General features: G+C 56.2%; 14 protein-coding genes and 1 tRNA gene. 7 read left to right on the top strand and 8 right to left on the bottom strand.

What is annotated here, in order from left to right; translation table 11 throughout:
* Window positions 1–22 precede the first annotated feature (22 nt).
* Together QEN43_RS01950 and QEN43_RS01945 are read right to left on the bottom strand one after the other, a co-directional pair.
* The gene (locus QEN43_RS01950) at window positions 23–2,200 is read right to left on the bottom strand and encodes a putative bifunctional diguanylate cyclase/phosphodiesterase (protein ID WP_051331751.1); all 2,178 of its coding nucleotides are present in this window, start codon (window positions 2,198–2,200) and stop codon (window positions 23–25) included.
* Entirely contained in the window at window positions 2,200–2,973 is a 774-nt protein-coding gene (locus QEN43_RS01945; protein ID WP_317963652.1) for an oxygen-binding di-iron domain-containing protein, read from the bottom strand. Before QEN43_RS01945 ends, QEN43_RS01950 begins: the two co-directional genes overlap by 1 nt.
* 484 nt (window positions 2,974–3,457) lie before the next feature.
* Here QEN43_RS01945 and QEN43_RS01940 point away from each other — a divergent pair, with 484 nt between their 5' ends.
* The 4 genes from QEN43_RS01940 to QEN43_RS01925 all read left to right on the top strand — a co-directional run bounded on the left by QEN43_RS01940 (window position 3,458) and on the right by QEN43_RS01925 (window position 6,023).
* A complete protein-coding gene (locus tag QEN43_RS01940; RefSeq protein WP_026610591.1) occupies window positions 3,458–3,868 on the top strand; it encodes a ketosteroid isomerase-related protein in 411 nt (136 codons plus the stop codon).
* Window positions 3,869–3,872: 4 nt separating this feature from the next.
* On the top strand, window positions 3,873–4,487 hold the full coding sequence (locus QEN43_RS01935; protein ID WP_026610590.1) for a hypothetical protein: 615 nt from the start codon (window positions 3,873–3,875) through the stop codon (window positions 4,485–4,487).
* Window positions 4,487–5,362, top strand: coding sequence for a carbon-nitrogen hydrolase family protein (locus QEN43_RS01930; RefSeq protein ID WP_317963651.1), 876 nt, complete (start codon window positions 4,487–4,489; stop codon window positions 5,360–5,362). The genes QEN43_RS01935 and QEN43_RS01930 overlap by 1 nt, the downstream gene beginning before the upstream one ends.
* A 220-nt stretch (window positions 5,363–5,582) precedes the next feature.
* Entirely contained in the window at window positions 5,583–6,023 is a 441-nt protein-coding gene (locus QEN43_RS01925; RefSeq protein WP_317963650.1) for a hypothetical protein, read from the top strand.
* An 81-nt stretch (window positions 6,024–6,104) separates the two neighbouring features.
* On the opposite strand, the gene QEN43_RS01920 is transcribed toward QEN43_RS01925, so the two are convergent.
* Window positions 6,105–8,570 (bottom strand): glycogen/starch/alpha-glucan phosphorylase, encoded by a 2,466-nt coding sequence (locus QEN43_RS01920; RefSeq protein WP_026610588.1) that lies wholly within the window; start codon window positions 8,568–8,570, stop codon window positions 6,105–6,107.
* 142 nt (window positions 8,571–8,712) lie between these two features.
* Between QEN43_RS01920 and QEN43_RS01915 the strand changes: the two genes are divergently transcribed.
* Complete coding sequence (locus QEN43_RS01915) at window positions 8,713–10,629, top strand: cytochrome c peroxidase (RefSeq protein WP_235726622.1); 1,917 nt, start codon at window positions 8,713–8,715, stop codon at window positions 10,627–10,629.
* Window positions 10,630–10,634: 5 nt separating this feature from the next.
* Here the strand turns inward: QEN43_RS01915 and QEN43_RS01910 are convergent, their stop codons facing one another.
* Window positions 10,635–11,066: a YqaA family protein gene (locus tag QEN43_RS01910; RefSeq protein WP_026610586.1), complete on the bottom strand. Its 432-nt coding sequence runs from the start codon at window positions 11,064–11,066 to the stop codon at window positions 10,635–10,637.
* A gap of 134 nt (window positions 11,067–11,200) precedes the next feature.
* On the opposite strand from QEN43_RS01910, the gene QEN43_RS01905 reads away from it, so the two are divergent.
* Window positions 11,201–11,277, top strand: a tRNA-Met gene (locus QEN43_RS01905).
* A 6-nt stretch (window positions 11,278–11,283) separates the two neighbouring features.
* On the opposite strand, the gene QEN43_RS01900 is transcribed toward QEN43_RS01905, so the two are convergent.
* The 3 genes from QEN43_RS01900 to QEN43_RS01890 all read right to left on the bottom strand — a co-directional run bounded on the left by QEN43_RS01900 (window position 11,284) and on the right by QEN43_RS01890 (window position 13,449).
* Entirely contained in the window at window positions 11,284–11,712 is a 429-nt protein-coding gene (locus tag QEN43_RS01900) for a tyrosine-type recombinase/integrase (protein WP_026610585.1), read from the bottom strand.
* Between the two features lie 303 nt (window positions 11,713–12,015).
* Window positions 12,016–12,261 carry a hypothetical protein gene (locus QEN43_RS01895; RefSeq protein ID WP_026610584.1) on the bottom strand — a complete coding sequence of 82 codons (246 nt, stop codon included), beginning with the start codon at window positions 12,259–12,261 and terminating at the stop codon, window positions 12,016–12,018.
* Between the two features lie 528 nt (window positions 12,262–12,789).
* Window positions 12,790–13,449 (bottom strand): PEP-CTERM sorting domain-containing protein, encoded by a 660-nt coding sequence (locus tag QEN43_RS01890; protein ID WP_084162109.1) that lies wholly within the window; start codon window positions 13,447–13,449, stop codon window positions 12,790–12,792.
* A 1,041-nt stretch (window positions 13,450–14,490) separates the two neighbouring features.
* On the opposite strand from QEN43_RS01890, the gene QEN43_RS01885 reads away from it, so the two are divergent.
* The gene (locus QEN43_RS01885) at window positions 14,491–15,216 is read left to right on the top strand and encodes a hypothetical protein (protein WP_317963649.1); all 726 of its coding nucleotides are present in this window, start codon (window positions 14,491–14,493) and stop codon (window positions 15,214–15,216) included.
* A 289-nt stretch (window positions 15,217–15,505) separates the two neighbouring features.
* Here QEN43_RS01885 and QEN43_RS01880 read toward each other — a convergent pair whose 3' ends face one another.
* The gene (locus tag QEN43_RS01880; RefSeq protein WP_026610581.1) at window positions 15,506–19,435 is read right to left on the bottom strand and encodes a cupredoxin domain-containing protein; all 3,930 of its coding nucleotides are present in this window, start codon (window positions 19,433–19,435) and stop codon (window positions 15,506–15,508) included.
* Between the last annotated feature and the right edge of the window lie 167 nt (window positions 19,436–19,602).

The following is a 19,602-nucleotide window of genomic DNA, read 5'->3' as shown; positions in this document are numbered from 1 at the left end:
TGGGACGACAGCCGCGTCCGCTTTATACGACAAGCTTCAGCGCCGACTCCGGCATCGGCATCCCGATATGGAACCCTTGGACGTAATCTATCCCCATGTCCTGAAGAGTCGTTAAAGTTTGTTCGGACTCGACGAACTCTGCGATGGTCTTGGTGCCGAGATCACGGCAAAGGCTAGCGAGATTGCTCACCAATGCTCGGTCAATACGGGAGTTCATGATATTGCGCACGAACTCGCCGTCGATCTTGACATACTCGAAGTGCAATTCCCGCAAATAATGGAAAGAGTTGTATCCGCTCCCAAAATCGTCAAGGGCGAAGGAAAAGCCTATACGCCGAAACTTGGCGAGGAACTTGCGCATATGAGCCAGGTACCCGATCGCCTCACGCTCCACGATCTCGAAAACGACTCGATCCGGCGGGAACTCGAGTCGATCGCATAAATCCTTTGCAAAGCCGAGAATGCCGCGGTCCCGCATCTCCTCGGCCGACAAATTGATGAATAGGCGAGGTGTCGAACCGTCCGCTCTGATCATCTGACGCGCGGCGGAAAACGCGGCGGTCAGAATAGACTTGTCCAATTCTCCGGCCAGGCCGTATTTTTCTATCGTATTGATGAACACTTCGGCCGATACGGCTTCCCGTCCCGGCTCGATGAGCCGCGCGACCGCTTCGTACGCAAATAGTCCTCCGGTTCTACTGTCGACGATCGGTTGATAGTAAGGGACGATGCGACCCTCTCTTAAGGCCAGCCTAAGCTCTTCCGCATAGACCCGGCTATTGCGGCTCTGCTTTGGCGAATTGTTCACCGACTCGAGCGTGGACACTTCGTCTTTGCCCATCCTTTTGGCATGGTAGAGGACGAGGTCAACACCGGCAACCAAATCTGCCGCATCGTTCCCATCCCTCGGGTAACTGACCACACCGATCGACGCGGTTATAAAGAACTGGCGCCCGTCCGGGCTTGCCAACCGCATTCCGCGCAGCCTATCCCGTAGTACCTCTGCCACCCTGAAAGCCCCTGCTGGAGGTGTTTCCGGCAGAATCACCGCAAATTCGTCGCCACCGATGCGGAACGCGATATCTCCTTTACGTAAATGGTCGTTTAGGCATTCGCCGATTTGGGCCAGCGCCATGTCGCCGACCGGATGACCGAATGAATCGTTGATATTCTTGAAATCGTCCAAGTCGAGCAACAAAATCGAAAATTCGTGTCCATGCCGCGCCGAGCGATCGATTTCGTAGTCCAGCGCTTCGGTAAAGCGCCGTCGGTTGCAAAGGCCAGTGAGCGGGTCGTGTGTAGCATAGTATTCCAGCTCGTCTAAGGTATGGCCCAACAACCGGCTCGATCCGACCACCATAACCATGACCGACAGTAGAGACCGGATCATGCTGAGTTCCTGAGCGCCGAGTGGTGTTGGCGACGCGTAAACGACTCCGAGCAGTCCGGCAAGCTGCGGCGCGTAATCGGGCAGCGTGACGGTCAGAGTCCGAATGTCGTTAACATCGGTCAGCCTTGCGGCGCCACCGGTTTGATATTCCTCGACCTCGACCGCGACATCTGGCGGCAACCCGAGTTTCTCGATGGTTTCGGCGATTAATCGCTCCTTGACCGAACATTTGATTCGTTCGGAACAGGCACCGGAATAATAGAAGAACAGTGATAAACCGTGATTTTCGAGAAAAGCGATATAAAAGAAATCGAAGCGAAAAATATCGCAGAAGCTCGAAAGGATCTCTCGAACAAACTCTTCCCAGTGAGTCACCCGCTCAGGGGAGAAAATGATTTGTTCCAGTATCCGGCTTTGGCGCTCGAGCAGATCAGTTTCCACCAGCGTCGAAGATAGGATATCCATTGTTTGATTGAATTCCGTGAGCAGCTCCTGGATATGCTCTCCGTTCCGGCGCCATTGCCGCTGGCGTTCGTCCGCCAGCAGCTTCAAGTTGCGATCCAATCGCCGACAATAATCCAGCAGATGGCTCCCAGGGCACGCCGCGTCAGTCTGAAGATCCGCCATGAGGCTCGCATGTACGCGGCTGACCATGGCTTGAATAGTCGCGTCGAATAGATGGGTTCGAGTCTGGCTTTCCAGCAATGCAGATAACTGCTCTACCACCAGTTTGCGTAAGGCGTTGAGCTGATGGGGGCTGCCGACTTGGATACTGGCGGTATCGTGGTAAATTCTATCCACCGAGTTCATTAAGGCGCTCCGTCGGCAAAGCGCCCTCCAGGGCCCATCAGATCGATACCGCACTTCAGGTTGGAGAACCAGTCGATGAAGTCCTGCACGGTACGGCCCCGATAAACTGGCCCATGCTGTGGCGTCAGCATGTGGATCTCCAAACCGGCGATCGTTTCTACCCAACATCGGATGGCTCGAATCGAGCACATGTAGCGCTGGTGAAACCCTTCGACATACCGTAGGTGGCGGGCGAAATCGTCTACGAATTCGTATTCCAAGCCCCCAGGCAGCGTTGCTGCGCCAATATCGCCGGCAAATAGAATCTTCGCGATGGGATCATAAACGTTGAGCTGGCCCTCCGAGTGGAGGAAATGGGCTGGTGCCAGTTTCAACTGGAATCCCGGTGAGAACTCGCATGACAATCCCTCATCCGGCACCAGAACGAAGCGGCTCAAATCCCGGATGCCATAATGAGGAAGGAATCGCAACCAAACGCGGGGCACGTATACCGGCGCTCCGGTAAGTTCCAGCCACGTGGAAAGTCCTCCCATGATGTCAGGATCTTGGTGAGACAGAACAATCGCTTTTAGCTCGCGCGGCTCGATATACTGAAGCAACTCCGTCAGCACCCCCGGCATCACACCGAAAACACCCGGATCCAGCAGTACGCCGCACCCCTCGTGGAGAACGAGATATTGATTGGAGCGGATGCCTTCTTCGTCGCCCGCCTCGCTTTCATGGAGAAGAACAAACCGATGCTCCGGTGCGTTGAACAGAACTACATTTCGCACGGCTATTCTCTTGTGTGAATTGTCATTTTCGAGTCGTGTACATCCGTTTACTTAAGCTTCGCAGCCCGCCACGCGCCATATTCGAGGAAATGCAGACTCTTGCGCTGATTCTTATCGGTCGCAGAACCGTTTGCCCCGACACCGGACAGCCCTTCGACAAGCGTGTCCTTAGGCGGGTCGACGGCCCCGTCCTGAGCTAAGTCGAAAGGCTCTGGACGAACGGCCTACGCGATAGGCATTCAACATAAATTCGGACGCCCTTACCGGCCACTATCCGAACAAAGGCGACACTAACCTTAGCATCGAAGAGGAAATTAATCTGTCAGCCTTTTCTTACAATCGGTCGGCCCAAGTTAGCCTTGCGTGCGGCTAGACAAATGTTCATCGATATTCGAATGGGGATCGATTAAACTAAAACGTTCTCATTTTTTCGAAAGAATCCGGAACTGAGCCGGAACGACATCAACCTACTTCGGAACTTGCCATGAACAAAGAGAGCCAAGCACTGATCGAAAAGTACTACGCCGCTTTCAACGCGGGAGACATGGATACGTTTCTAAGCCTACTGACCGACGATGTAATCCATGACATCAATCAAGGACAGCGGGAAATCGGCAAAGAGGCTTTTCGCGAGTTCATGAATCGGATGAACCGAAATTACAAGGAACAGCTGGTGGATATGTGCATCATGACCAGCGACGATGGCAAGCGGGCCGCTGCCGAATTTGTGGTTCTTGGCGAGTACCTCCAGACCGACGAGGGATTGCCGCCAGCCAAGGGCCAGAAGTATCGGCTGCCCGCTGGCGCTTTCTTCGAAATCCGCGACGGCAAGGTGGCACGTATCACCAATTACTACAATTTGCAGGATTGGATTGCCCAAGTAGAAAAGGGCTAAGGCGATGACCGACTCGATCACCATCAAGCGCTTCACGGGCCAGGATCCCGAACTGCAGCGTTATCTGCCGGACCTGGCGCGACTTAGAATCGAAGTCTTCCGCGACTTTCCATATCTTTATGATGGAAGTTACGAGTACGAGGAAAAATATCTCAAGACCTACACCCAATCACCGGAAAGCGTGATCGTCCTGGTACTGGATGGCGAGAAAGTGGTGGGCGCAACGACCGGTATCCCGATGGAACATGAAACCGAAGAGTTTCAGAAGCCGTTCCTGGAACACGGTTACGATCCCAAGAAAATTTTTTATTGCGGCGAATCCGTGCTACTGAAGGACTATCGCGGCCGGGGGATTTATCCCAAGTTCTTCGAAGAACGAGAAGGCCACGCACGGTCTCTCGGCCGCTTCGATTGGAGCAGCTTCTGCTGCGTGCAACGTCCGGAGAACCACCCGCGCCGTCCGGCGGATTACGTGCCGCTCGATCGGGTCTGGAGCAAATTCGGCTATGTCAAGCATCCGGAACTGACCACGACCTACACCTGGAAGGATCTGGATGAGGAAACCGAGTCGCCCAAACCCATGGTATTTTGGCTCAAACCTTTGAAGGGAAACGCCTGATGTCATCTCGACCGTTCCGTCTGGCAGCCGCGCAATACGACATCGGTTTTCTCAAGAGTTGGGACGATTATTCGAGCAAAATCGCCCGTTGGGTCGAGGAAGCTGCGGGTAACGGTGCCAAGATGCTCCTGTTCCCCGAGTATTTCAGCATGGAACTCGCGTCTCTGTTTCCAGAGGACGTGTATAGGTCGCTGTCGAAACAACTCGCCGAGATTCAAACCCTGCTGCCGGATTTCGTGAGCTTGTTTTCCGACATGGCCGAACGGCACGGCGTTTATATTGTGGCCGGTTCCTTTCCCGTTCGCCTAACCAACGGCAGCTACCGGAATCGGTCGTTTCTATTCCGCCCGGATGGAACGACCGATCACCAGGACAAACTCCAGATGACCCGCTTCGAAAACGAGCACTGGCTGATTACCGGCGGCGACGAAATCAAGACAGTGGATACCGAGTTCGGGCGAATCGGCATCAATATCTGCTACGACAGCGAGTTTCCGATGATCGCCCGCAAGCAAGTCGAAGCGGGAGCGAATTTGATTCTGGTGCCGAGCTGCACCGATACGCTCGCGGGCTACTACCGTGTCCGCATCGGCTGCCAGGCGCGCGCACTGGAAAACCAGTGCTATGTCGTGCAGTCGCCCACGGTGGGCCAAGCACCGTGGTCGGAAGCAGTGGACGTCAATATCGGCGCCGCCGCCGTTTACACGCCGGTAGATTACGGCTATCCGGACAACGGTATACTCGCCATTGGCGAACTCAACCAAGCACAATGGGTATATGCCGACATCGATCTCACTTCGATCGCCCATATCCGACAGACCGGGCAGGTGTTCAATTACCGTGACTGGCCAGGCCAGTTTCGACACCTTCGCTGACCACCGCAACGAGCGCCGCTTATGCGGCGCTCACCTACACAACGATCGGCCTGGTTGAGCGTTCCCAAGCCATTCAATTGCCCTGGCCAAAAGGTCGAACTAATCTTTAGAATGCTGGTCTGTGATGAACACAGACCGGTGAACGCGTTGTACTCAAATCAGTATTGAGTTCATGCGCCAACCGATACTTCCAATGCCTCGTCCGAATTTGGAGAAAATCATGGCGAAAAGACAACCCTCAAAACGCGGAGAAGATGCCGCGAAAAAACCCGCGCCCGAAAGCGTAGGGGAACCGATCGAAGAACAGCCGGAACATGTCGCGGAAATGGGTGCTGAACAAGGGGAAGAAGTCCCTCGCGCCAGGTTCCGCGAAGCTATCAAAGAAGGCGCCGCGCACGCGCGCTCGGCTGTTGCCGAATTCGTTCCGGACCTCGGCGGCTTAGTCCACAAAGGTGTTTATTCGGGTGTTTATTTTCTAAGCTTTAGCGTAGTTTTCGGCTCTTTGATGGTCGCGAGCCTACTGCCGGAGCACAATGTGATCGAGAAAGGGGTACGTGACGGAGCCGAAGCGGCGAAGAAGGCGTTCCAGGGACGACACGAGGGTACGCACCAAGCCAAGCACACAGGAAAATCCAACGAAGAAGGACTGACCCCTGCCTAATCCCGCCGCATCCGAAAGCGGGCAGATCGTGCCGGAGAAGAGGATGGTCTGCCAGGTTGGGACCTTATGCCGCTCTACCCATCATCGGCACGTGGGTATGTCCCAGATTCGTTCGGCGTATTCCCGAACGGCGCGATCGCTCGAGAACCAACCGCAGTGAGCGACATTCAAGATCGCCTTCCGAGTCCAAGCCTCGGGATCGCGATATAGCCGATCCACCTCTTCCTGACAGGCGACATACGATCCATAGTCGGCCAGCACTGCGAATTTGTCGCCATCTCGAAGTAAAGAGTCGACCAACGACTTGAATCGGTCGGGCTCGTCCGGCGAAAAATACCCTGTCGCAATCATGTCGAGCGCGAGCTTGAGTTCGTCGTTCGAACGGTAGTACCGCCACGGGTCGTAGCCGTCGCGGCGCAGTTCTTCGAGCTGCCCGGCAGTATGCCCGAAAATGAAGATGTTCTCTTCGCCCACGTGTTCGCGAATCTCGATGTTCGCGCCGTCCAAAGTGCCGATGGTAATCGCTCCGTTGACGGCCATCTTCATGTTGCCGGTACCCGACGCTTCCATACCTGCTGTCGAAATCTGCTCGGACAGTTCCACCGCCGGAATGATTTCCATGGCACGGGAGACATTGTAGTCAGGCACGAAAACAACTTTCAGAACGCCATCGACTGCCGGATCCCGGTCGATCGCTTTAGCCACGTCATTGATCAACTTGATGATCAGCTTGGCCGCATGATAACCCGGCGCGGCCTTACCGCCGAAAATCACCGTTCGCGGCACTATATCTCCCGATTTTCCGGACCGTAGCCGGTTATAGCGGGTGATGACATGAAGGACATTGAGCAGTTGGCGCTTGTATTCGTGTATGCGTTTGACCTGTACATCGAACAGGCTGGTCTGGTCGATGCGAATAGCCAGGCGCTTATCGATAAGTGCCGCGAGACGGGTTTTGTTGGCAAGTTTAACCGCACGAAATCGCTCGCGGAATGCCGCGTCGTCCGCCAAGGGCGCTAGTTCCCTCAACCGCTCCAAATCCGTTACCCAGCCGGAACCGATGGACTCTGTAATCAGCGCGGCAAGATCGCGATTGGCTTGATTCAGCCACCGCCGCGGTGTGATGCCGTTGGTGATGTTGACGAACCGATCGGGAAAAATCCTATCGAAATCCCGAAATATGGTTGTTTTCATCAACCGGGAATGCAATTCCGCCACGCCGTTGACTTTGTGGCTGCCAATGATGGCGAGATGAGACATCCGGAGCCGGCTTCCGTGCTCTTCGTCCACGACCGAAACGCGACGGATCAGATCAAGGTCCCCCGGAAACCGCTCGCTGACCTCTTTGAGAAAGCGATAATTGATTTCGTAAATGATATGCAGGTGTCGGGGCAGCAACTCTTCGAACAGGCGCACCGACCAAACTTCCAGGGCTTCTGGCAACAGCGTGTGATTGGTATAGGAAAACGTCTGAACGGTGATGTTCCAAGCCTCGTGCCACGGTACCCGGTACTCGTCCATCAGAATGCGCATCAATTCCGGAATGGCGATCGAGGGATGGGTATCGTTCAGTTGGACGGCCACCTCCTGAGGTAGCGCCGCGAAACCACGGTGATCCGCGGAGTATGTCTTCAGAATATCCTGAAGTGACGCGCTGACGAAAAAATATTCCTGCTTGAGCCTCAGCTGCCGCCCCATTTGCGTGGTGTCGTCCGGATACAGCACTTTGGAGAGGTTCTCAGACCGGGTTTTTTGTTCGACGGCCTTGATGTAATTGCCTTCGTTGAAGTATTTCAGCTCGAAATCGCGCGACGCCTTTGCCGCCCAAAGCCGCAAGTTATTGACGGTTTCCCCGCCATACCCGGGAACGGGGATGTCGTAGGCCATGGCCATCACATCCTCAGTGTCGATCCACCGATACCTAACTTCGCCGTCGCTCTCTCGATACTCGACGACACGTCCGCGGAACTGCACCCGATACAGCACATCTGGACGTGCAAACTCCCAAGGATTTCCGTAACGCAGCCAGTTATCCGGATGCTCGACTTGATAGCCGTCCTCTATGCTTTGCGAAAACATACCGAATTCGTAACGTATTCCATAACCGAACCCCGGAAGCTGGAGCGTGGCGAGAGAATCGAGGTAACATGCCGCGAGCCGGCCCAATCCACCGTTACCCAAGGCGGCTTCTTCCTCGGCCTCGGCGAGTTCGTCCAAGTTCAATCCGACGTCTTCCAAGACTTGCTTGAACTCGTTGTAACATCCGATATTGAGCAGGCTGTTTACCAAGCTCCGGCCGATCAGAAACTCCATCGACAGGTAATAAACCCGCTTGGCATCCTGCAGATAGTAGCGCCGCATGGACTCCATCCAGCGCAAGGTGAGAAGATCGCGCACCACATAAGCCAGCGCGAAAAACCAATCCCGCTCGTTGGTCTCGACCGGATCCTTGCCGATCGAGTAAATCAAACGGTTCACCAGGGCACGCCGCAGCGAAGGAATATCCTTTGGATTTGAGATTTCATAGATATCTGATGTTACAGTCATCTCCCCGAGGCTCCTTGAGTTTGGATGATCCTATCCAGGCGACCAGACCGCATGCGAACGGTCCTGTGAATTTCTTGACGGCGGGCGGTCAAAGGCTCGCTTGCGGTATTTATTTCAAAAGTAAGACGCCTCTTTATACACAATGACCAAGTTACGTCTCATGAACATCCGTTGCGCGGCGCTTATCTCTTGTTTCCTCATCCCGCCTGGCTCGATTTACGCGGCACAGCCGGAACGGCCCTTGGCACCCGGCTACAAACCCCTCGCCTTCGAATTACCCGAAGCCGGCACCTATGCCCTGCCCGCTCTGGGCGAAGCCGCTGACGGTCAGGTCGTGGACAGTAGCGGAAAGGCACTGCGTCTGCATAGTCTGTACGGAGACAAGCTGGTGCTTCTAAGCTTCATCTATTCCACTTGCAGCGACGTCAACGGCTGCCCGCTCGCGACCGCGGTCTTTCACAAAATTCAGCGCCGCCTGGAACAGGAACCCGAAATCGCCGAACATTTGCGCCTGATCACCTTGAGCTTTAATCCCCAAGACACCCCGGAGATCATGGCTCGGTACGGGCAAGCTTTTGCCAGCAGCGCGGACTGGCGCTTTCTGACCACCCGTTCAGAGCAGGAAATCCAACCGATTTTGGCAGCCTACGGTCAATCCGTTCAAAAAGACTACGATGCCGATGGGCAATTCCTCGGCACGTTTTCGCACGTTCTCCGAGTGTTCCTCATCGACCGCGAAAAGCAAATACGCAACATTTACACAGTGTCCTTCCTGCACCCCGATACGCTGCTGAACGATGTAAAAACGTTACTCGCAGAAAAAACTGCGGTTACAACTGAACACACACGAGCCGCCCCCACCGTCTTTCTCGGTAGCGGCGATAACAAGACGGGTTACGAAGCCGCCGATTTTACGACACAGTCTCTTTCTCTCAGCGAGAGGTCCGGTCGGCAAACCGACTTGATCCAATACGCTCGACGTCCACCGCTTGGACTGCCGCCTGTTCCGATCCCCTCTGACAATCCGATCACGCCCGCCAAGGTCGAATTGGGCCGAAAATTGTTCTTCGATCGCCGGCTATCGCTCAACAACACCGTTTCCTGTGCCATGTGCCACATCCCAGAGCAGGGCTTTACCAGTAACGAACAAGCGACGGCCATCGGCATCGAAGGACGCACTGTACGACGCAACACGCCCACGATCTACAATGTCGCTTATCTGGAGCGATTATTTCACGACGGGCGTGAAAATCGCTTGGAGCATCAAGTCTGGGGACCGCTCTTGGCCAGCAATGAAATGGGCGCTCCCTCGGTCGGCTATGTGATCGAAAAAATCCGAGGACTGCCCGACTACGCCGGTCTCTTCGAAAAGGCCTTCAAGCGTGGTCCGTCCATGGAAACCATAGGCATGGCGCTGGCCAGCTACGAGAGGACCTTGAACTCGGCCGATTCGCCTTTCGATCGCTGGTATTTCGGAAAGGTGAAAAACGCCCTATCCGCTGAAGCGCGCCGAGGGTTCGAACTGTTCACCGGCAAGGCCGGTTGCTCCCAGTGCCACACCATTGCTGAGAATCACGCTCTATTCACCGATCAAAAGATGCATAACACTGGAATCGGCTTCCGCGCAGCCATGGCAAACGATGATGCAGCCCCGGAAGTCCAAGCTGCGCCGGGTGTGACTCTCAAGATTGGAGCCGAAATCCTCGCGTCGGTCACTGAACCCAAACCGAACGATCTCGGTCTCTACGAGATCACCCAAAATCCTGAGGACCGTTGGAAATACAGAACGCCTTCGCTGCGCAACGTCGAGCTCACCGCGCCATACATGCACGACGGCTCGCTCCCAACGCTCGAGAGTGTGGTCGAGTTCTACAATCGAGGCGGCATTCCCAACGAAAATCTCGATCCCTTGATCAGGCCGCTGAACCTCGATCAGGCGGAAATCAAGGCCCTCGTCGCGTTCTTACGATCCCTGACGGGCAGCAATGTAACAGCTATCGTTTCGGACGCCTTCGCCGCACCCATAGGTGATCCGACTGGCGAACAATCACAACGTTGATTCGATCAAACGAAAGCGTAAACGATGGCGGCATAACGCAGCGCTTTCCCGGCTGCTATGACCAACACCGACAGCCAAAATGGCAAACGCAGCCAACCGGCTGCGAAGCAGAATCCATCCCCGACGACCGGCAACCACGAGAACAACAAGATCGGAAGCCCCCATTTCCGAACCGACGCGATAGCCTTTTGTCGGCGGGGCTCGGCGACACGTTCTGCTGGATACTTCATGGCGGTAAGAAAGCCAAGCAGCCAGGTCGTCACAGCCCCCAGCGTATTTCCGGACGTTGCTGTCAACAGCAACACCTCGGGTGACAGCTCGGATCGGCTGACAAGATAGGCCAGAACAACCTCCGAACCGCCCGGCGCTAAGGTTGCCGATACGAACGCGCTGCCGAAAAGACTCCAAAGGCCGAATGTATCCGTGAAAAATTCCATCGCCGAGTTTTTGAGCAATATTCTGAAATCAAAGCGCCGCCCCCGTCTTCGACGCGGGCAGAAAATGAGATACTAACATCATCAATCCCAATTATTGACAGAGCCGACTGACCCAAGTATTATTTCCAGTCTATGGCTACGTAGCTCAGTTGGTTAGAGCACCGCATTCATAATGCGGGTGTCGCTGGTTCAAGTCCAGCCGTAGCTACCAGTTTCTTCAATGAAAAAGGCCGGATTTTCCGGCCTTTCTTTTTAGATATTTTACCCACTTGGGTACCGTCTTTCGCTGAGCTTCGCGCAAGTGCTGGACGGTGCCGATTAGCTCCCGCAACTCGGCCGGTGAATAATGGACCGTGATATCGCCGTTGAGGTGATGCCTCAGGGCTTTCCTCGTTTCCAGGGGAACGCCGGCTAGCCACAGTCTCCGGGCGAAAGTATGGCGGAGTTTATAAGGCCCCGACAGTACATTTTCACCAGTGGCTAATCCGGCTTCCCGCCATGTTCGCCTCCATGCGCTACTGCTCGTCCGTTCTACCGGGTGTCCGCGGTCGGTAAACACGAACACCGGATGATGGCCTTGCCTGGCTTCGATAATAGCCCGTGCTGTTCCGTTCAGAACATAAGGCCAAACAGCGTAGTGCATCATAGCGTCGCCTCCTTCCGCCTAAACTCGGGGCACGCTGACAAATTCCGTTTGATGTCGCTACCTTTTCCGCGGATCGATTTGCCTCGCATCAAACGACACTTTCGGAAATATCGGCGCGCCAAAGCCTTGGTTTGTGATCATACCTATCTGCCGAACCGATGAAGGCGGGAAAGATTCGCTCAATGAGCAAACAATTCCGACCTCCACCCGATTTCTCTTTGCGCTCAGGCCAAAGAAAAAGCGCCGACCGAAGCCGGCGCCATTCGAGCTAGGATGGGACACCCAACAGGCGTTCCGCCTACATCAGCCGCAAGCCATCCAGAAATCGCAGCCGTGCTTGCGCATGACGGCATAGTTTCCGCACTCGTCGCAGCGCCTTCCCGGAACCAGCTCCATGGCACCCACGGCACGGCCGCGCAGGGAGACCACGTTGTCGCCTCCATACGTCACTAGGCCCATCTCTTCCGGATAGCCATCCTCATCGAGGCGCCGCGTTCGGTGTTTGCTGGCAAACGTCTCCCGCACGGCAAGTTCCTGTATGAGATTCAAATGCCGCTTCTCGCTTTTCCCCGTCCCGGTTTTTATCCGTGAGGACTGCCTCACCCCCTTCAAGGACCCGAGTGTCCCACCGGTACACCGTGTTCGGGCTCACCTCTAAATGGCCGCAATCGCCTTGTTGGTGTAGCCTTCGGCGCGCATCCGTACAGCCGTGTTCCGGGCCTCGGTCAACGTCTCATCGCTCAGCCGTTTCGCTTGGCGATTCTTCATACTTCTGAGACGGCATACTTATCCCTTAATGACCGAATCAATAAGATATTGAAAACTTTAACCTATTCTCAATTTCCCGACCTGTTTTTTTGACTTCCGCGTAGCTCCGAATCTATCCCGGAATTGGTAGATGCAACCGCCTCGACATCCTTCCCGGCCTGAACGGTTAGGCTTGCCGCACACCCGGTAAATCGTCGGGTTGAGCGGTACGATGTAATCGCGGGGCCGAAAGATGGTATCTAGCGTGTACTGGAGATATCTGCACGGCAAACGGTACGCGGTGCACACCCTGCCGTGCTGATAGAGGCGTCAGGCCGCCCGGTTCCACCGCCTCCGAAGACCGAACCCCGTGAGCCCAGCGCTCATCAGAGCCACGCTCGACGGCTCCGGGACAGACGCTTGCGCGAAACTGACGCCGGTCAGGTGAAGCGTGTAAGGACCGGTTTGAAACGGGTAAGGGAAACGAGCCCAACCGCTTAGTGGACCGGTCGGATTCGCCGAGGTGTAGAACGGCTCCGGGATCGTAATGAAAAGACTGAAGCCGAGATAATAGATGCCAGCCGTCCCGGCAAAATTGCCTGGATTGAATTGGGGAAGCCAGTCATCCTTGCTGCTATTATCCTCCAGCACCAGATCACCCGCCGAATCAAACAGCCACATCATTGCGTCGTTATCCTGAGATAAGGTCGCCGTAACCGTTACCGAAAAATTCTGGGGGTCATCGATGACGATTTTGTAGAGATCGACGTCATCTGAAAACGCCCCAGGCGTGGACCACCCAGGAAGAGTCGAAAGATCGGTTAAGGTACCGTGGATCGACGTCAGGGGGCCGTTGCCTGTCGGAACCTGTGCGGTCGACAAGAGTTCTCCGGCGTCACCGACTTCTGTCCAGGTTCCGGCGTTTGCCGATGGGGCCAGAGCGAACGACAAAAAGAGTGCTAATGCAGATATCCGATTGCATTTGGGCATTTTCTGAACCCTCTCTAAAGACACACTAACGAGCGTTCCGGCATGCGGGAATCACGACAACTTGGCATCGATCCGAAATTCCCTGGCATCGTCTGCAGGGCGAGCCGAGGATCACAACGCGAGCGATCGTTTCAAACGGACGGATTCTCCGCTCCACTTTTTCCTAAGCAAGAAATTTGCCGTGAGTAAGTAGGAGCGTCGAATGTCCGGATTCGCCTTAACCACCTCCGGATGGCCCCGGCGTGGCCAGGAATCCGAGACCATAACGGTTGCACCGCTTGGGGATCACGCTGTCCCTGTTCGCGCTCTCGCGGTGCGCGAGCGACATCCACCTTCGGCTGTCCGCCGACGCTGCCGCGCGCACCTACGCCGAGTGCCGGGAGCATGCTGATCGGTTGTGCGCGAGAACGTATCACGGTATCCGACCCCGCATGCGTCTCCGTTCTTGCCATACGGCGCGGTCGCTCTGTTTTCCACAGAATCCACCCACACAGGTCGAGCATGTCGTCTTCGAGAGACAAATCTCCGACTGACCATCGGACCGGAGGTCAGGCAAGATGGATCCACCCTGGGGCGTGAGGTCTTTAGCCTGATAGCGGCACGCCTCGCCGTTGAGGACCGGCAAGGATAGTGCGGACGGCATAACAGTCCTTGGGTTTCGATCGGGTATCCGCTGCTGCTCGATGTACTGTCGTACGACGGAAATAGGCGTGCCGCCGAGGCGGCCAATGGTTTCTGCTTGTAACGGTCGCTTGGCCGAACAGCACGCGCCCGCCGACCTCCGCTTTAATCGGTGTGGACCTGGATGTTACCAACCTCGCCGCCGACAGTCACCGAAAACGATACAGTGGGGCGGAGGTGGGAGCCTGTCGGGCTCGCCCGACCGAACTGAGGCGCGCACTCAGCAGGCCGCTGGAAGCAAACACTTGGGGCGACGCCCGAAGACTATCCGGCGCAAACTGAAATCCCTGGTGGGCCGTGAAGCCTGCTACCGCAGCGATCGGAACCGTCAGATTTCCAAGCGGCTCGTTGTCAAGGCACATGGCCGCGGACGTGGGATTGCGCTCGAAGACCTTCGCGGAATCCGTGGCCGCGAATCGTGGCGACGTCTGGGTGCAGGACCGGATCAAGGCGGGTTACTGTTCGATTCCCTGGGGAAGAACGATGCCCATACTCGTCCACTGGCCCCGGATACGTGCCAACAGCGTTTGGCTTGGCCACAGTCAAAACCTGGCCGCACTGGTCGACAGCTATTTCCGTTCGACCGATCCGGGTGTCTTCGACGATCTAATCACACAGGTCTTCGGTTTCCAAGATATCGGCGGGTATCACTATCCCGTCAGCTTTGTCGAAAGTCAGCACGCCTTGCTCGATATGGGGACGCTGGGGAATGTCGAGGAACGCCTTGTCAACATTATGTACCTGCTCTCCGGCCAGCTGAAGGATAAGGATAAATTCGCCGAAGAGATCGGCACTATGCTGGCTGTCGAGCCGGTGACGCTGGAGGAGAAACGGGAACGGATTGGAAAGACCTTCGCGCTAATCAAAAAGATCGCAGCGCAGCTCAGGAAAGAGTACGCGAACGAGAGGCTGTACCTGAGGACACTCCATGCCTATGTTGCCGAGGCTAGCAGGCTCAAGCGCGATGCGGAGGAGGCGGTGCCGAGCCCGCGTCCCAAAGCGTTTTCTGCCCGCGCCAACGCTAAGAAGCACATTGATATGTGGCCGAAGGCTGCGGGGGCGCTCTATTCCCATTCATGCCGCTGACCCGCGATTTATGTCATGTTCGCCTCCGTACGCTAAGTTCCAGCCAATGAAAGCCGAGCCGCTATTCCTTGAACCCAGGAAGCGACGATTGATGCTGCACTAGGTCGATTTTCGTCAATCAACCTCATACTATGACCGCTTCCTTGAAGCTATTTACATTCACATCCGTACACTACCCGCAGGCGGTCGGTTTCTCAAAGTCCGCGGCAGGGGGTAATGCCAATGCATTACAATCCTGCCGCGATCCGGGACCATTTCGTCAAACTCCGTCGACTACCAGGACCACTCCTTAGTCGTTGACCACCAGGCGCCCCCAGATCCCCCCGGCGAATAGATGTGACGGGCCATCCCGATAGAGCCAAATTCCGGGCTTAGCACGTTCGACTTTCGCCGTGAGTGCCACGCCGGGCGTTGCTAGGCGCGACCAGGGAGATCCGAACCTTGGGATGTCGTCAATGAACGAATGCCCGTACAGTTGAAAGCTGTGCTGCCGGGCGCGGCCGGATGGATGGACTACGTGAAACCGCAAGCGATCACCCGTTTTGGCTTCGAAATCGACGAAGGGGAAGGGTTGCCAAGCATCGGTGAAGAAGTCGTTCGGGAAGACCCAGTCATTGAGGTTCTGCGTTTCCTGACCATGCTTATTCGGCTTCGGCTCCAGTCCCAGGCGCACCCAGAAAGGCGCACTACGGTAATTGATGCCTTGCTCCCCGAGATCGTAGGAATCGTCGCAGATGCGGCAGTCGGGAACGGGCTTTCCGTCCTTGTACAGATTCAGCCCGTCTTGATAGACCACGACGAACTCCCGCGCATAGTTCTTGGTGTCATCCTCCCAAACCACGACCGAGAGGCCAGAGGCTCGTTCGAAAGGAATTTCAGTACCGTGAGGCTGACCTCCCGAGTCGACGTAAAAATCCCTGGGGTCGAACAATCTGGCGTCGGCTGGTTCGATAACGAGCGCGCCGATCAGACCGTGCGCGCCATGGCCGATAACGTCGCCGTAGGAGCTCAATCCCGCCACGAGCGGTTTCTTGAAGGGCTCGATGACGAGTTTTTCCCCTGCGCTTCCCTGCCGGTCGATGTTCACCCGGCCCGCATACCAGTTGTACGTTCGTGTTTCGCCTGGAATCGCTAGCGCTCTGTTGATGGCGTTGAACCCCACCACTGCGCCATTTCCAGCGTTGACGTCCATAGCCACCATCTGTGGATGAAGGGATACACGATTTGACGGCGGCGCATCAAAAAAGCCTTCGTTGTGCTCGTCCACATTGATTTTAGTGATGCGCGGCATGAGTGCGTCACCCGGGCGGTCCGACAAGCGGGTCCCCAGGCGGTTGGTCAGCTTCACCACCGCGCAATGCCCTGCCTTAACCCGCAGTACCAGAGGAGTTAAAGGCTTGCTGCCGTTGCGAATCGCTTCAACGTCGCCAGCGGGAATGAAAGCCAGCCCATCCGGGTCATCCAGACCGTGGGCATCGTCGTAGCGGGTTCCCCTCTCGCCCAGTAGGTCTTTCACTTGCCAAGCTTCTATCGCGTATTGAGACCGCGGTGCATCCGCAGGACAACCGTCACCGGCAATCAATTGCCCCGCTTGGGGATCGGTTATCCTGCCGTCGGCATTGTTGTCCAGTACCGCCAGTGCGCAACGATCGTCGCTACGACCGCCGTCCGGGCAACTATTCGGCCCGTCGAGGCGTTGCCGCGCGACCGGTTGGGCGGCACAGCCAGCTTTTCTGAGCTTGTCGATGAAAGGCTTGCGCTGCGCCGCGTCCTTATCCGGTGCACTGGCTTCGAGCAAATCGACTTGTCCGACTTTCAGCACGCCATGCTCGTCTTCGCACGCCGCCGGGTCGAAAACTTCAGGGCTGGCGAAAGCGCGCAATAGTCCCCAACTGCCGTTCCATAAGTCGTCCTGAGTGCCGAAGTGGAAAAGGTAGTCGGCGGTGCCGAGTCCGGCCCCGATGTTGGCCAGATTTACCATATCCATTTCGAAATGCTCGGAAATTCCGATCTCCTGAGCATTGATCCAGGGCGCACTCGGGTTCTTCGCTTCCCTTCGCCAGGCCAGTCCGTGTACGGTGAAACTGTGCTGGACTTCCTGCGCTCCTTGTATTACGCGCAGCTGAACTCGGTCACCCTCATATGCCCTGAAGGGCTTCAGGAAGGGATCGCCATGCGGTGCCAAGGAGCTAAAGACATAAGCCAGATCGCTGGGGCGACACAGCGCCGGGCGTTCGCTTTCGGGATCGTTCAGATGGCCCATGCATTCGCCGGGCTTCAGTTTCGAAAAATGTCTGCCGCTTGCAGGGCTGTCGCGCTCGCCGATGCGCAGCGGGATGGGCTCATGTTTGTAATTGACGAGATAAGGATTATGGTGCTGGGTGGAAATCGCCTCAGGCATCTCCGGCGGATCGATAGGATAGCCATGCAGCTTGCGGTAGGCGGCGTAATAGTCCTTTACCGAGGCACTCACCTTGCCCGCCATGCCTTCCGGCAGGGCAGGACCTTGCGTTTGCCCGGAATCGTAAAGCAACGCGAAATCAGCGATCGCTAGGGCAAACTCGCGAGTATCGGGATGCTTTTTTCTATCGTCCGCCTTGACCACCATACCACGGGAACCTACTGCGTAGGATTCGACGCAGGGACGTTCCGGTTCGGTGACAGGAGCGCGGCAGGGAATATCGCGGCTGGCGCCGACGACGTTCTGCTCACTCCCATCAGGTAATCGCCGCTTGCCGGTTTTCATATCGGTACCGTCCGGGGTACGCCAAACCGAACCCTTGGGTTCGATCAGCATGGCGTTATAAAACCCGTGATGCTGAATCGAGGATGGCGCGAAATGATCGTGCGTGAATACCGTGCCCAGCGTGCCATCGCCGTCTTTGTGGTCGTGGGCGTCCGCCCACCAGCGCTGGATGGTGGTCTGAAACACCGGACGGCCATGCTTGTCGGTTTTGGCGCGAGGTCTCGGCTTGATTTGGCCCAGATGATCCTTCACCACGCCGCGGCGGCTGGCTTCGGACAGCTCTCTGATCGTTTCCCAGGCTAGAGTGCCATCCTCGTAATTGAAGCCGTTGCCGGCGCCGTCCGCAGCGAGGACATCAAATTTGACCAGATGGATGTGTTGACCGATGGTGTCGGTAGGCGTAGCGACCTGGAAATCATCACGCTTCACCGTAGCACCAGCTCGGTTGGTGTGCAGGAACTCCACGCACTCGCCCGATTCCACACGGAAGAAGAAAGGCTCAGCCGCTGAGGTTTTCTTGCCTTCGTAACGGGCAACGTCCCGGTCAAGAACGTTAATGCGTGACTGCGGGTCATGCCAACCGTGTTCGTTGGTTAGAATGTCGAGATCGATCACCGAAGCGCGGTAGCGCCGGATCGGTGCAGCGGGATCTTCGCCGCACGGATCGGCGAAAGGCGCACCTGGCCGACGCGGCTTGCCGTTGACCCGGAATACCGCGTCCCGACCATCCGGAGTCTTGCTCGGGTAGCCGGCAGCGTTCTCATGGAAAGCCATTGCCGCTTTTTCCAGTTCGGTACCGTCCTCAGGCAACAGAATCAGATCCGCGTGGGTGATATGTGCAGTCATATCGGCGTTGGCCAACTGTTCCTCGGCTTCTTGTCCGCCGTTGTACGTCCGCACACCACCGGTTACAACGTGACGCCCAAGACCGCCGCTTTCCACGATGTCCAGCGGCGGCTGCGGCGCACGGTGTCCCGCAACGCCGGGTATAAAAAATGGAAAGCCCGGATTGCCGTTGCCTTTGATCTGGACTTGCCCGTCGACAATCGTCACTTCGGCACCTGGCATCGGTGGCATAGCCAGATTCGGGAGAGGCACCACCGCCGGAATCGGCGTGCCGCTCGAGATTTCCCCGTCGGGCAGTCTGCGCGTGCCGTCCTCGAAAACGTCGTGGACGCGCGTTTTCTGCGACAGTACATCGATAAACTCAATGTCCGAGGTGTCCAGTGGCTCACGGCTGGCTGGTGCGGTCAGATCCGACGACTGTATTTGGCTGGGAGGAAGGCGAGTTCCGTCGGAAAGATCAATAAGATTCGGATCGTCGAGGATAGCGAAATACTTACCAAGTCCGGGCACCACCGTGCGGTTTTCCCAAGCATGTCGAAAATCCCGATCCACTCGCGCTCGCCCGCGGACGGCGAAACCTTCGAATGTGCCCTTTTGAAAGATGTTGTTATCGACAGGAAAGGACATGGAGCCTCCTCGCTTTTTTGGCAGCGTTATTAAAGGCCTGAGCAAACTATATATCTGCGATCCAGTTTTTTCCGTTATTCTCCGCTCGGGCCAGCCTATGCTTTCAAGCTAAACCTTAAACTGCTTAATGGCATTGAAAGGCGGTTCTCAATATTCTTTAACGCCAG

The organism is Methylocaldum szegediense, assembly GCF_949769195.1.
GTDB lineage: Bacteria > Pseudomonadota > Gammaproteobacteria > Methylococcales > Methylococcaceae > Methylocaldum > Methylocaldum szegediense.
This window is presented reverse-complemented; position numbering and strand designations above follow the sequence as displayed.

Coding starts and splice junctions, on each gene's coding strand:
- QEN43_RS01950 (WP_051331751.1), bottom strand. CDS start 2,200: ATGAACTCGGTGGATAGAATTTACCACGATACCGCCAGTATCCAAGTC.
- QEN43_RS01940 (WP_026610591.1), top strand. CDS start 3,458: ATGAACAAAGAGAGCCAAGCACTGATCGAAAAGTACTACGCCGCTTTC.
- QEN43_RS01935 (WP_026610590.1), top strand. CDS start 3,873: ATGACCGACTCGATCACCATCAAGCGCTTCACGGGCCAGGATCCCGAA.
- QEN43_RS01930 (WP_317963651.1), top strand. CDS start 4,487: ATGTCATCTCGACCGTTCCGTCTGGCAGCCGCGCAATACGACATCGGT.
- QEN43_RS01925 (WP_317963650.1), top strand. CDS start 5,583: ATGGCGAAAAGACAACCCTCAAAACGCGGAGAAGATGCCGCGAAAAAA.
- QEN43_RS01920 (WP_026610588.1), bottom strand. CDS start 8,570: ATGACTGTAACATCAGATATCTATGAAATCTCAAATCCAAAGGATATT.
- QEN43_RS01915 (WP_235726622.1), top strand. CDS start 8,713: ATGACCAAGTTACGTCTCATGAACATCCGTTGCGCGGCGCTTATCTCT.
- QEN43_RS01910 (WP_026610586.1), bottom strand. CDS start 11,066: ATGGAATTTTTCACGGATACATTCGGCCTTTGGAGTCTTTTCGGCAGC.
- QEN43_RS01900 (WP_026610585.1), bottom strand. CDS start 11,712: ATGATGCACTACGCTGTTTGGCCTTATGTTCTGAACGGAACAGCACGG.
- QEN43_RS01890 (WP_084162109.1), bottom strand. CDS start 13,449: ATGCCCAAATGCAATCGGATATCTGCATTAGCACTCTTTTTGTCGTTC.
- QEN43_RS01885 (WP_317963649.1), top strand. CDS start 14,491: ATGGCCGCGGACGTGGGATTGCGCTCGAAGACCTTCGCGGAATCCGTG.
- QEN43_RS01880 (WP_026610581.1), bottom strand. CDS start 19,435: ATGTCCTTTCCTGTCGATAACAACATCTTTCAAAAGGGCACATTCGAA.